This window comes from Streptomyces sp. NPDC043870 (genome assembly GCF_056435785.1).
In genome coordinates this window covers 129363-142434 of sequence record NZ_JBWKDT010000007.1, presented here as the reverse complement: position 1 = coordinate 142434, position 13072 = coordinate 129363, and the positions used below count along the sequence as shown (strand labels likewise).

9 protein-coding genes and 1 tRNA gene are annotated in these 13072 nt (G+C 69.9%); 1 reads left to right on the top strand and 9 read right to left on the bottom strand.

The features are described from left to right. The first annotated feature begins 9 nt into the window (after nt 1-9). The gene (locus AC0699_RS12090; protein ID WP_478658835.1) at nt 10-1500 is read left to right on the top strand and encodes a serine/threonine-protein kinase; all 1491 of its coding nucleotides are present in this window, start codon (nt 10-12) and stop codon (nt 1498-1500) included. A gap of 9 nt (nt 1501-1509) precedes the next feature. Here AC0699_RS12090 and AC0699_RS12085 read toward each other — a convergent pair whose 3' ends face one another. From AC0699_RS12085 to recF, 9 genes are all read right to left on the bottom strand, one after another. Next, complete coding sequence (locus tag AC0699_RS12085) at nt 1510-2826, bottom strand: hypothetical protein (protein WP_478658832.1); 1317 nt, start codon at nt 2824-2826, stop codon at nt 1510-1512. Beyond that, nucleotides 2827-4782 (bottom strand): vWA domain-containing protein, encoded by a 1956-nt coding sequence (locus tag AC0699_RS12080; RefSeq protein ID WP_478658829.1) that lies wholly within the window; start codon nt 4780-4782, stop codon nt 2827-2829. 198 nt (nt 4783-4980) lie between these two features. Continuing rightward, on the bottom strand, nt 4981-5115 hold the full coding sequence (locus AC0699_RS12075; RefSeq protein WP_003958712.1) for a DLW-39 family protein: 135 nt from the start codon (nt 5113-5115) through the stop codon (nt 4981-4983). A gap of 178 nt (nt 5116-5293) precedes the next feature. Beyond that, nucleotides 5294-5367 (bottom strand) — tRNA-Ile (locus AC0699_RS12070). 83 nt (nt 5368-5450) lie between these two features. Further along, nucleotides 5451-6053 (bottom strand): DUF3566 domain-containing protein, encoded by a 603-nt coding sequence (locus AC0699_RS12065; RefSeq protein ID WP_453659773.1) that lies wholly within the window; start codon nt 6051-6053, stop codon nt 5451-5453. A gap of 99 nt (nt 6054-6152) precedes the next feature. Beyond that, nucleotides 6153-8777, bottom strand: a complete 2625-nt coding sequence (gene gyrA, locus AC0699_RS12060; RefSeq protein ID WP_478658826.1) for a DNA gyrase subunit A — start codon at nt 8775-8777, stop codon at nt 6153-6155. A 41-nt stretch (nt 8778-8818) separates the two neighbouring features. Then, a complete protein-coding gene (gene gyrB / locus AC0699_RS12055; RefSeq protein WP_478658823.1) occupies nt 8819-10888 on the bottom strand; it encodes a DNA topoisomerase (ATP-hydrolyzing) subunit B in 2070 nt (689 codons plus the stop codon). Nucleotides 10889-11390: 502 nt separating this feature from the next. Continuing rightward, nucleotides 11391-11939 carry a DciA family protein gene (locus AC0699_RS12050; RefSeq protein WP_478658821.1) on the bottom strand — a complete coding sequence of 183 codons (549 nt, stop codon included), beginning with the start codon at nt 11937-11939 and terminating at the stop codon, nt 11391-11393. After that, nucleotides 11936-13057 (bottom strand): DNA replication/repair protein RecF, encoded by a 1122-nt coding sequence (gene recF, locus AC0699_RS12045; protein WP_478658818.1) that lies wholly within the window; start codon nt 13055-13057, stop codon nt 11936-11938. Before recF ends, AC0699_RS12050 begins: the two co-directional genes overlap by 4 nt. Between the last annotated feature and the right edge of the window lie 15 nt (nt 13058-13072).

The window sequence follows — 13072 nt, the reverse complement described above, 5'->3', positions numbered from 1 at the left end:
CGCAGCGCAATGGGTGAGGTCTTCGCTGGTCGGTACGAGCTGATCGACCCGATCGGTCGCGGTGGAGTCGGCGCGGTCTGGCGTGCCTGGGACCACCGGCGGCGGCGCTATGTGGCCGCCAAGGTCCTGCAGCAGAGCGACGCGCACACCTTGCTGCGCTTCGTCCGCGAGCAGGCGCTGCGCATCGACCACCCGCATGTCCTCGCCCCGGCCAGCTGGGCCGCGGACGACGACAAGGTCCTGTTCACCATGGATCTGGTGAGCGGCGGGTCGCTGGCGCACGTCATCGGCGACTACGGCCCGCTGCCGCCGCGCTTCGTCTGCACTCTGCTCGACCAGCTGCTTTCCGGTCTCGCCGCGGTGCACGCCGAGGGGGTTGTGCACCGCGACATCAAGCCGGCCAACATCCTGCTGGAGGCCACCGGAACCGGACGGCCGCATCTGCGGCTGTCCGACTTCGGCATCTCCATGCGCAAGGGAGAGCCGCGCCTGACCGAGACCAACTACGTTGTGGGGACGCCCGGTTACTTCGCGCCCGAGCAGATGATGGGCGCGGAACCGGACTTCCCGGCCGACCTCTTCGCGGTCGGGCTCGTGGCGCTCTATCTGATCCAGGGCCAGAAGCCCGATTCCCGGGCCCTGATCGAGTATTTCGCGGCGCACGGCACCCCGGGCGCCCCGCAGGGCGTTCCCGAGCCGCTGTGGCAGGTTTTCGCGGGCCTGCTCCAGCCCGACCCGCAGGCCCGGTTCCGCACGGCCACGGGTGCGCGCAAGGCTCTCACCGCGGCCGTCGAGATGCTGCCCGAGCCCGGCATCGACGACGAACCGGTCGAGGTCTTCGACCAGATCGGGCCGCTTCCCGCCGGATTCGGCCCCGAGGGACCCGCGGCGCCCGGCCCGGTCACGCCCGCCGCCACCGCCGCGGCCGCCACCATCGGGGAAGCCCAGCGCCCCCAGACCTCCGACGCGCCGCCCGTACAGTCGGGGCAGTACACCCAGCACGGGCAGCAGCACGACCCCCGGCACGGACAGCAGACGGGGCAGCAGAGCGGGCAGCAGACGGGCAGTCAGGCCGGACAGCACACGGGCCCGCAGCCCGGCGACGGTCAGCCGGCGTCCATGCCCGCCGGCTCCGAGACCGGCTCCTTCCATCTCGCCCCGCCGCCGCAGCAGACCACACCGCCGCCGCAGCCGGGCCTGCCGTTCACTCCCCCCGCACAGCCCACCGCGCCCGTCCCCGCGCATGCGGCCTCCCCCCATCACTCCGCAGCGCCGGACTTCTCCCAGGCCCAGACGTCCGCGGTTCCGTACGAACAAGCTCTCACTCGTCAGTACACCGCTCAGGGCCATCAGGTTCCCGTTCAGGCGCACACGGTGCCCCATGCGCCCGTGTCCGCCCGGCAAAAGCGGCCGGGACCGCCCCCGAAGGTGGCGATCCCGGTGCTGCTCGTGGCGCTGGTCTGTTTCGCGGTCGGCATCTGGGCGTTCACCCAGGCCTGACCGTGCCGCTCACCAGGCGGCGGGCGGTCCGTACTGCGTCTGCGCGTTCCCGGTCGCCGGGGCGTCCGAGGACCCGGCCGCGGGCGTCTGCGCCGCGCGGCGCCGCGCCATCAGCGTCCACGCCCCCAGCCCGAGCACCAGCACCGTCCCCGCGCCGACACCGGCCGCGCCGACGAGCTTCATCGTGTCGCTCTTCTCCGCCTTCTCGCCCTCGGAGACGCCGAAGTCGCCGAGCGGCCCGTCGTACGGCGGCGCGGCCTGCGCCTCGCCCTCGACATTGAGCCGCAGCGTCACACCGAACGGCTCCTTGCCGAACCTCTTGCTGAGCTCGGGGTTGAGGCTGACCGCAAGGTAGTACGTGCCCGCGACCCGCATGCCGTTGACCTTGTCAGCGCTGTCGTAGCGGTTCTCGTACGCCACCTTGGGCAACGGAGCCAGCGCGGCCTGGTTCTGCGTGCCGTTGAATGACGCTGTGCCGTCGGCCACGAAGCCCCGCACCGGGTTGTAGAGCTGCATGGCCAGCGCCTCGACGACGAAGCCGTCGCCCTGCGCGCTGCCGATGCCGGCGGTGGCGAAGACCTGCTGCCCCCACCCGAGGGGCACCCGGTAGAAGTACGTGCGGCCCGCCTCCATCCGGCTGGTCCACTCGCCTTCGGAGATCTCGGCGGCGTCGTTGAAGCTCGTACCGCCCGTGGCCTCCTTCGGGCCTCCCGCGGGAAGCCCGGGAGAGGCGGAAGGCCACTCGCTGGGCGCGGCTGTCGGCCCCTGCTCCTTCAGGGCGGGCTCCGTCTCATGCCGGATCTCCAGATCCCAGTCCTCAGGGGTGGAGGTCGCCGCGCTGGTCCGCTCGACCAGGACGTTGTACGCCCCGGCCTCCTGACAGGTCGACCTGTCCTTGTCGACGGTGCGGTAGGCGTAGGCGGCGAGGGGACGCGCGAACTTGCCGCTTCCCACCTTGGCGTCGTTGCTGCTGCAGGTGCTGCCCCTGCTGTCCTGCAGGCTCACCTTGATGCCGTCGCTGTAGTCGAACTTCGTCCCCAGCTTGGGAACGGCGACCACCGACACATACGCGTTCTTCTCGGCGTCCAGGTCCACGCGGTAGTTGAGCTTCCCGCCGGGGCCGATGGACGAGCGGTACGTGGTACCGGCCTTCAGCGCCTTGGCGTTCGCGGTGCTCTCCTCGCCCTCGACCGCCTGCACGTCGGCGTCGAAGACGTACGGATTGGGCCGGCCGGCCGCCCAGGCCGGCTGACCCGGCAGCGCCGCCACCGCGCACACCGCCGCCAACCCGGCCAGCGTCACCCGGCCCCTGCTGCGCTGAGTCATTTACGCGCTTCCCCTTGTCGTCTCCATGGCCGCCCTGCGTCGCGCCCGTACGAGCACGAGCACGAGCCCGGCGATCAGTACGGCCGCGCCGCCCGCCGCCGCGGCGGTCGCAGTGCCGGTCCATCCTGCCCCGCCGGTCCCACCGCTGTCTGCGCGCGTGGCCGAATCACCCTCGTGGTCCGTCTTCTTCGCGACGACCGGGGCGTCGTGCTGCGGCCCGGCCTTCTCGTCCCCGAGGACCGCCACCCGCAGCACCACACCGATCTGCGGGTTCTCCGCGATCTCGGCGGCCTTCGCACCGAGCGTCACGGCGATGTAGAAGTGGCCCTTGTCGTGCACCGGAACGACATTGGGATACGTCTCATGGCGGTTGGTCCAGGCAACGGGAACGGTGCCCATCCGCACTGCCGCCGGACGGCCGTTGTAGACGGTCTCGGGGCTGAACTCGCCGGTGCCGCCGCCGACCGGTGCCCGCGCGGGCGTGTACACCTCGGTGGCGCCGTACGACCACGGGGAGGAACCGTCCTTCAGCGTCGGCTCGTTGGCGAACTCCACGTCGTACCGCAGCTGCTGCCCCCAGCCGAGCGGCACCTTGTACCAGAGGGTCTGGGCCGGCAGCACCCGGTCCCGCCACACACCCTGGCCGAGCTCCTCGGCGTCGTTGAACCCGGTGCCGCCCGTCACGTCCTTCGGGTCGCCCAGCGGCAGGGTCGCCTCCTTGCCGCCCTTGCCGTACTCGGGCTGGGACTCGGCGGGGCTGACTCCCTGCGCGAGCGGCTGCTCGACCCCGTACGTCAGCTCCAGCGGCCAGCGCGCGGCGTCCGAGCCCTTCTTGCTCTCCCGCTCGACGACGAGCCAGTAGCGGCCCGCCTTGTCGCAGCTCTTGAACCCCTTCTCGCTCGGTACACGGGCGACGGCCGAGGTCAGCGGGGTCGCGCCCTCCTTCTGGAGGAAGCGCTCGGTGCTCGTCTCACAGGAGCCGCCGGAGTTGTCGGTGCCGTACGCGATCCTGGTGCGCAGTGCGTCGAAGGTGTCGACCGCTGCCCCGGGCTGCGGCACCGCCGTCGCGGAGAAGTCCACCGTGGAGACGGCATCGAGGTCGACGGCGTAGTGCCGTTTCTCCCCGGGCCCGATGCTGTCGAGGTACTGACCCGGTACGAGCGCGGGCACCGCGCTCCGCTCCGGCGCGCCCTCCACCGGCCTGCCCCGGAAGCGGTACCCGTCCGCGGACAGCTGTGCGGCGCGCTGCAGCTGGCGTGCCAGCGCCTCGGCGTCCGGTGCGTCGTAGTAGCGACCGTTTCCGGCCTTCGCGATGCATTCCAGCTGCTCGCGGGCCTGGCCACGGACCTGGAAGCCGACGGTGTCGATGCGCAGCCCGATGCCGTCCTCGGCGAGCTGCTCGGCGACCTCGCAGGGCTGCGGCGTACCGCAGGTGTCCTCCCCGTCGGAGATCAGCAGGATCGTGCGCGTGCCGATCGCACCGTCCGGGGACTTCGGCAGGTCCTGGGCGGCCTTCTGGAGCGACAGCCCGATGGGGGTGTCGCCCTTGGGCTGTACGGAGGCCACGGCCTGCTTCAGGGCCGCCCGGTCGAGCGGGCGTACGGGCCGTGCGAGCCGGGTGTCGGTGCAGCCCTTGGGGCGGTCCGCGCCGTAGACCCGGAGGCCTGTGGGGTGGCCGTCGGGGAGCGCCGCCACGACGGTGCCGATGGCCTCGCGGGCGGCCTCCATGCGGGTGCGTCCCCTACCGTCGTCGTCGGCCATCGAGCCCGAGGAGTCGAGCACCATCACCAGGCTGCTCCCGCCCTCCACCCGTGGTGCGACCGCCGCCGCGCCGGCCACCTCTGCACCGGCCACCCCCGCACCCGCCGCGGCCGGCAGCGGAGCCGCGGCCAGCCCGAGCAACACCCCGCCGACGGTGACAGCCGTCCTCGCACGGCGATGAAGTCGTACGTTCACCGGTTCCCCCTCACCCGAGTCTTCAGCTTTGCCCATGCAAGCTATTCATTTGCTTAAGCGAACTCAAGGGCTTCGGTGTCACGGTCCAGAAACAGCGCCTCGGCGCCCCGACACGGGCCACGGGCCACGGGCCCAGGACAGCGCAGAGCCCCGGCCGCTCAGCGGCCGGGGCTCTGTCACTCGGACTTTGTCTGCGTCTCACACACCCGAACCTGCGGGCACGGAGTCGGTCGCCTCCGTCCACAGATCCTGCTCGGCGCGATCCGCCTGGATCTGGCGGTACACGAGGAGCCCGCCGATGGCGGCCAGTGCGACCAGGAGAAGCTTCTTCACCGCGCGACCTCGTCTTTCCTTGACGTAGGAGACTTCTGGCGCCCGACTATACACACCGACCGATACCGATCGGTGACCTGCGTCCGGGCCGGCTCCCGCCTCCGGGACGGCCCAACTTCGGTACCCGCAAAACAAATCGGCCCGGACGGAGAGTCTCCGTCCGGGCCGATCGTCACTGTGGGGCTAACAGGATTTGAACCTGTGGCCTCATCCTTATCAGGGATGCGCTCTAACCAACTGAGCTATAGCCCCTCCGCGCTGCGCGCTGACCCCTGAAGGTTAGCGCACGTGGGGGGCAGTCCCAAAATCGGTTGTCTGCCCCCCGGACCTGCCGACTATTCGTCCTCGGCCAGTGTCAGCTCGACTCCGCCCACGAACCCGGCGGAGAGGTTGTAGATGAAGGCCCCCAGCGTCGCCAGCGCCGTGGCGAGCACCACATCGATGACCGCGATCACCGAGGTGAAGATGAGCACGCGCGGCAGCGAGAGGAACGACTGCAGATCGAAGCCATTGCTCTCGTTCGAGCCCGTCGCCTCGCTGATCGTCCCGCCGACCGTGGAGAAGACGCCCATGGCGTCCATGACCATCCACAGCACCGCGGCCGCGACGATCGTGCAGATGCCCAGGGCGATGGAGAGCAGGAAACTGACCTTCATCACCGACCACGGGTCGGCCTTGGCCACCCGCAGCCGCGCCTTCCGCGTCCGCGGCTGTGTGCTCGCCCCGGTGCGCGGCCTGCGGACGGCAGTGGTCGCCCCGGCAGGCACCCCGGCGGGCGCCTGCTGTCCGGGCTGTCCCGGCTGCTGCTGGCCGCCCTGCGTCCCGCCCTGGGGCGTGGGGTACGCCTGGGGCGGGTGGTACGGCTGCGTTCCCTGCTGCACCTGCTGCTCCCCGCCATAGGTTTCGAAGGGGGGCTGCGGCCCCCGGGTGTCGGTCACCGTAACCCCCTGGGAGTCCGTGACGGAACCACGGGCACCGTTCGCTCCGGCAGCAGATTCAGCAGCGGCCGATCCGGCGCCCGTGGCTCCACTCACGCTCTACTCCTCGTGCTCCCCAGCCGAGGGCTCCGTGCCCTCGGCAACCTCAGCCGTCTCGGAGGTCCCGGCCACGACACCATCCTCGGCGCCCTCGGTTCCGTCGACCTCCTCGGCCTCGCGACCGGCCTCGGCGTTACGCGCGATACCGACCACGGCATCACGCTTGCCCAGGTTGATCAATTGGACGCCCATGGTGTCACGGCCGGTCTCCCTGACTTCGTTGACTCGCGTACGAATCACACCGCCGGACAGCGTGATGGCGAGGATCTCATCGGTCTCCTCGACCACCAGCGCGCCGACGAGCGAACCACGGTCCTCCACGATCTTGGCGGCCTTGATACCGAGGCCGCCACGGCCCTGGACGCGGTACTCGTCGACGGCGGTCCGCTTCGCGTACCCGCCGTCCGTGGCAGTGAACACGAAAGTACCGGGCCGCACCACATTCATCGACAGCAGCTCGTCGCCCTCGCGGAAACTCATTCCCTTGACACCCGAGGTCGCACGGCCCATCGGGCGGAGGGCTTCGTCCGTGGCGGTGAACCGGATCGACTGGGCCTTCTTGCTGATGAGCAGCAGATCGTCCTCGGCCGACACCAGCTCCGCACCGATCAGCTCGTCGTCGCTGCCGTCCTCCGTCTCCCGGAGGTTGATCGCGATGACACCGCCGGAGCGGGGCGAGTCGTAGTCCTTCAGCGGGGTCTTCTTCACGAGGCCGGCCTTGGTCGCGAGGACCAGGTACGGCACCGCTTCGTAGTCGCGGATCGCGAGGATCTCGGCGATCTGCTCGTCCGGCTGGAAGGCCAGCAGGTTGGCGACGTGCTGGCCGCGGGCGTCCCGGCCGGCGTCCGGCAGCTCGTACGCCTTCGCCCGGTAGACCCGGCCCTTGTTCGTGAAGAACAGCAGCCAGTGGTGCGTGGTCGAGACGAAGAAGTGGTCGACGATGTCGTCCTGCTTCAGCTTCGTGCCACGCACGCCCTTGCCGCCGCGCTTCTGCGAGCGGTAGTCCTCGGTCTTCGTGCGCTTGATGTAGCCGCCACGCGTGATGGTGACGACGATGTCCTCCTCGGCGATCAGGTCCTCGATGGACATGTCACCGTCGAAGGGGATCAGCTTGGAGCGCCGGTCGTCGCCGAACTTCTCGACGAGGACGGCCAGCTCCTCGCTGACGATCGCGCGCTGCTTCTCGGGCGAGGCGAGGATCTGGTTGTACTCGTTGATCTTCGCCTGCAGCTCGTCGTGCTCCTGCACGATCTTCTGCCGCTCCAGGGCGGCCAGCCGGCGAAGCTGCATCTCCAGGATCGCGTTCGCCTGGATCTCGTCGATCTGCAGCAGGCCCATCAGGCCCTCGCGCGCGACCTCGACCGTGTCACTACGCCGGATCAGCGCGATGACCTCGTCGATCGCGTCGAGCGCCTTGAGCAGACCGCGCAGGATGTGGGCGCGCTCCTCGGCCTTGCGCAGCCGGAACTTCGTCCGCCGGACGATGACCTCGATCTGGTGCGTCACCCAGTGGCGGATGAACGCGTCGAGGGACAGCGTGCGCGGCACACCGTCGACGAGCGCCAGCATGTTGGCGCCGAAGTTCGTCTGCAGGTCGGTGTGCTTGTAGAGGTTGTTGAGGACGACCTTGGCGACGGCGTCGCGCTTGAGCACGATGACCAGGCGCTGGCCGGTACGGGACGAGGTCTCGTCGCGGACGTCGGCGATGCCGCCGATCTTGCCGTCCTTCACCAGGTCGGCGATCTTCTGCGCGAGGTTGTCCGGGTTGGTCTGGTACGGAAGCTCCGTGACCACCAGGCACTGGCGGTTCTGGATCTCCTCGACCTCGACGACCGCGCGCATCGTGATGGAGCCGCGGCCGGTGCGGTACGCCTCCTCGATGCCCTTGCGGCCCACGACCAGTGCACCGGTCGGGAAGTCCGGGCCCTTGATCCGCTCGATCAGCGCGTCCAGGAGCTCCTCGTGGGTGGCCTCCGGGTGCTCCAGCGCCCACTGGGCACCGGCCGCGACCTCGCGCAGGTTGTGCGGCGGGATGTTGGTGGCCATACCGACCGCGATGCCCGCCGAGCCGTTGACCAGCAGGTTCGGGAAGCGGGCCGGCAGGACCGTCGGCTCCTGGTTACGGCCGTCGTAGTTGTCCTGGAAGTCGACGGTCTCCTCGTCGATGTCCCGGAGCATCTCCATGGACAGCGGCATCATCTTGCACTCGGTGTACCGCATGGCGGCGGCCGGGTCGTTGCCCGGGGAACCGAAGTTGCCGTTGGAGTCGACCAGCGGCATCCGCATCGACCACGGCTGGGCGAGACGGACGAGCGCGTCGTAGATGGAGGAGTCGCCGTGCGGGTGGTACGTACCCATGACGTCACCGACGACACGGGCGCACTTGTAGAAGCCCTTCTCGGGCCGGTAGCCGCCGTCGTACATGGCGTACAGCACGCGGCGGTGGACGGGCTTGAGGCCGTCCCTCACGTCGGGCAGCGCGCGGGACACGATGACGGACATCGCGTAGTCGAGGTACGAGCGCTGCATCTCGGTCTCGAGCCCGACGGGCTCGATCCGCAGCTGCTGCTCTTCCCCTTCGGTTTCCGTGGCGGCGGGAGTCGCGGGAGTGTTCTCGTCGGCCATTGCTGGTCTTCAGTCCTTTCGTGCGGTCAGCTGAGACCGACTCAGATGTCGAGGAAGCGGACGTCCTTGGCGTTGCGCTGGATGAACGAGCGCCGCGCCTCGACGTCCTCGCCCATCAGCACCGAGAACAGGTCGTCGGCCTGCGCGGCGTCGTCCAGGGTGACCTGGCCGAGGACGCGGTGCTCGACGTCCATCGTGGTGACCCGCAGCTCTTCGGCGTTCATCTCGCCGAGACCCTTGAAGCGCTGGATCGAGTCTTCCTTGATCCGCTTGCCGTTCTGCTTGCCCAGCTCGACGAGTGCGTCGCGCTCACGGTCCGAGTACGCGTACTCGAAGTCGTCCCGGCCCCACTTGATCTTGTACAGCGGCGGGCGGGACAGGAACACGTGCCCGGCCTCGACCAGCGGCCGCATGAAGCGGAAGAGGAACGTCAGCAGCAGCGTGTTGATGTGCTGGCCGTCGACGTCGGCGTCCGCCATGAGAATGATCTTGTGGTAGCGGAGCTTCTCGATGTCGAAGTCCTCGTGGACTCCGGTACCGAAGGCCGAGATCAGCGCCTGGACCTCGGTGTTCTGCAGGATCTTGTCGATCCGGGCCTTCTCGACGTTCAGGATCTTGCCTCGGATCGGCAGGATCGCCTGGTACATCGGGTTGCGGCCGGACTTGGCCGAGCCGCCGGCGGAGTCACCCTCGACGATGAAGATCTCGCACTTGGTGGGGTCGTTCGACTGGCAGTCGGACAGCTTGCCGGGCAGCGAGGCGCTCTCCAGCAGGCCCTTGCGACGGGTCAGATCGCGGGCCTTGCGGGCGGCGACGCGCGCCGTGGCGGCCTGGATGGCCTTGCGGATGATGTCCGAGGCCTCGTTGGGGTTGCGGTCGAACCAGTCGGTGAGGTGCTCGTTGACGATCTTCTGGACGAAGGTCTTCGCCTCCGTGTTGCCCAGCTTGGTCTTCGTCTGGCCCTCGAACTGCGGCTCGCCCAGCTTGACCGAGATGATCGCGGTCAGACCCTCGCGGATGTCCTCACCCGTGAGGTTGTCGTCCTTCTCGCGCAGCAGCTTCTTGTCGCGCGCGTACCGGTTGACGAGACCCGTCAGCGCGGCGCGGAAGCCCTCCTCGTGGGTACCGCCCTCGTGCGTGTGGATCGTGTTCGCGAACGAGTACACGCCCTCGCTGTACTGCGAGTTCCACTGCATCGCGACCTCGAGCGAGAGCAGCTTCTCCTTGTCCTCGGCATTGATGTCGATGACCGTGGGGTGGATCAGCTCGCCCTTGCGGGAGTTCAGGTACTTCACGAAGTCGACGATGCCGCCCTCGTAGTGGTATTTGACCGTACGGGCCTGCGGCTCCGCCGCCGCCTCGGCGTCGGGGTCGTCGGCGCCGACCGTCGCCTTCGCGGACTCGCGCTCGTCGGTCAGCGTCAGCGTCAGGCCCTTGTTGAGGAAGGCCATCTCCTGGAAGCGGCGCGAGAGCGTCTCGAAGGAGTACTCGGTGGTCTCGAAGACGTCCGGGTCGGCCCAGAAGGTGACCGTCGTGCCGGAGTCCCCGACGGACTCGTGCTTGGCCAGCGGCGCGGTGGGCACGCCCAGCTTGTAGTCCTGCGTCCAGCGGAAGCCGTCACGCTTGATGTCGACGGAGACCTTGCTCGACAGCGCATTCACGACGGACACGCCGACGCCGTGCAGACCGCCGGAGACGGCGTAGCCGCCGCCGCCGAACTTGCCGCCGGCGTGCAGCACGGTGAGGACGACCTCGACGGCCGGCTTCTTCTCCACCGGGTGGATGTCCACGGGGATGCCTCGGCCGTTGTCGACCACGCGTACGCCGCCGTCGGCGAGGATCGTGACGTCGATCGTGTCCGCATGACCGGCCAGGGCCTCGTCGACCGAGTTGTCGACGACCTCGTAGACGAGGTGGTGGAGTCCACGCTCACCGGTCGAGCCGATGTACATGCCAGGCCGCTTGCGGACCGCGTCCAAACCCTCGAGGACGGTGATCGCGCTGGCGTCGTACGACGAGGTGGCCTCGCCGGTCCCGTCGGCAGCAATGGAAGGAATGTTCTCGTTGGGGTTGCCGGAATCGGCCACGAAGCGCCCTTTCTGGCACAGCACAAGCCGTTCTCCGGGCAAACGGGAGCGGCTGCGTCGTTCGGCATTAATCGACGTCCCGCGCGTCGAGCGGGATTGTCCACCAGTCTACCGGTACCGCCGACACGAATGGGGGTTTGCCGGTACCTGAGTCCGCATGTGCCGCCCTGAACGGGCGCCGACCGACTCCCCATATCCGGGAAGGGGCTCCAAGAGGCTCACACGGGCATTGAGCGCTTCGGCCTGTCAACCTCCGGCTACGGTGAGGGACGCCTCATGAGTCACGGATGCTTCAGCCCCCACGCCGGCCCCCGCCCACCGCGGCCAGGACCGCCTCCGCGCCCGGGTTGCGCGGTGCGGAACCGGTGGCGTACGCCGGGCCCAACGCGCCGCGAAGCGGGCGCGACCAGGGGCAAGGGGAGCAGCCGCCGCCGGCCTTCCCCGCTTTCCGCCGGGGGAGGGCGGCGCGGCTCGCCCGGGCCGTGAGCCGTCCAGGAGCCCCGGAGGCGCATCGCCCCGGACGTCGTCAGCCGTACGTGTCGCCCGGGCCCGTGCTGCCCGGGGCGCGGAGCGGGCCGTAGCGGTGCGCGGGGCCGCCCGGGCCCAAGACCTTGATCAGGCGGACCGTGCCCTGCCCGAGGTCCTCGTTCAGCCGGGCCACCAACCGCGGCGCCAGCAGCCGCAGCTGCGTGGCCCACGCGGTCGAGTCGCACTGCACCGTGAGCACGCGCTCGTCCGGATCGTCGTCGTACCGCAGCGGAACACAGTGCTTCGCCAGGTCCTCGCCCACGATCTGCGGCCAGCGGCCCATCACCCCGCCCACCGCCGCAGGAGTCTCCCAGCCCCGCTCGGTGATCAGCCGGCTGATCGCCGAGCCGAGCGGCAGCGGATCCCGGCCGTCCGCCCGCGCTCCGGAACGCAGTCCTCCACCCCGCCTGGCCTGCCGCTTCTCCTGTGCGGCAGCACCCCGCGCCCGGGCCTGCTCCTTGGCCGCGCGCAGCGCGACCCGCGCCAGGTCCACCCCGGAGGGCTCGGGCACCTTCGCCGGAGTCCCCGACGTCTCGTTCTCGCTCATACGCGCTCCACCGCGCCGTCCGCGACCGTGTACCGCGCCCCTGCCAGCACCCCGGGAACGTCATCGTCCACAGCCGCCGTGACCAGCACTTGCTCACCCGGAACCACCAGCTCCGCAAGCCGCTCGCGCCGCCGGGCGTCCAGCTCCGCGAAGACGTCGTCGAGGACGAGCACCGGCTCGTTCCCCTCGGCCCGCAGCAGGTCGTACGAGGCCAGCCGCAGTGCCAGCGCGTACGACCAGGACTCGCCGTGGCTCGCGTACCCCTTCGCCGGCAGCTCGCCCAGCTTGAGCAGCAGTTCGTCGCGGTGCGGCCCGACGAGCGTGACCCCCCGCTCGATCTCCTGCTTGCGCACCTCGGCGAGCGCCGCGACCAGCTGCTCGTACAGCTCGTCGCGCGTCTGGGCGGAGCCGCCTGCCGATCCGCGGTACTCCAGCGTGACCGGGCCGCCGCCCGGAGCGAGCTGCTCGTACGCCTTGTCGGTGAGGGGCTGCAGCGTCGCGATCAGATCCAGCCGCCGCGCCAGCAGCTCCGCCCCGGCCTGCGCCAGATGCTGATCCCACACGTCGAGCGTGGAAAGGTCCATCGAGCGGCCGCCGTGCCGCCGCGCCATGGCCGCCGACTTCAGCAGCGTGTTGCGCTGCTTGAGCACCCGTTCGTAGTCGGACCGCACTCCTGCCATCCGCGGCGAGCGCGCCGTGATCAGCTCGTCCAGGAAGCGCCGCCGCTCCCCCGGGTCGCCCTTCACCAGCGCCAGATCCTCCGGCGCGAACAGCACGGTCCGTACGATCCCGAGCACGTCCCGCGGCCTGACCTGCGACGATCGATTGATCCTGGCTCGGTTCGCCCTGCCGGGATTGAGCTCGAGCTCTATCAGCTGGGACCGCTCGCCCTGCGTGACGGCGGCCCTGATGACCGCCCGGTCCGCCCCCATCCGCACCAACGGCGCGTCGGAGGCGACCCGGTGGCTGCCGAGCGTCGCGAGGTAGCCGACGGCCTCCACCAGATTGGTCTTGCCCTGCCCGTTCGCCCCCACAAAAACGCTGACGCCCGGGTCGAGCGGGACCTCGACCCGGGCGTACGAGCGGAAGTCGGCCAGCGACAGATGCGTGACATGCATGGTGGACGCCGACCT

Excerpts from the sequence above, each read along its gene's own strand:
- AC0699_RS12090 (WP_478658835.1), top strand. The coding sequence starts at position 10 with ATGGGTGAGGTCTTCGCTGGTCGGTACGAGCTGATCGACCCGATCGGT.
- AC0699_RS12085 (WP_478658832.1), bottom strand. The coding sequence starts at position 2,826 with ATGACTCAGCGCAGCAGGGGCCGGGTGACGCTGGCCGGGTTGGCGGCG.
- gyrA (WP_478658826.1), bottom strand. The coding sequence starts at position 8,777 with ATGGCCGACGAGAACACTCCCGCGACTCCCGCCGCCACGGAAACCGAA.
- AC0699_RS12050 (WP_478658821.1), bottom strand. The coding sequence starts at position 11,939 with ATGAGCGAGAACGAGACGTCGGGGACTCCGGCGAAGGTGCCCGAGCCC.
- recF (WP_478658818.1), bottom strand. The coding sequence starts at position 13,057 with ATGCATGTCACGCATCTGTCGCTGGCCGACTTCCGCTCGTACGCCCGG.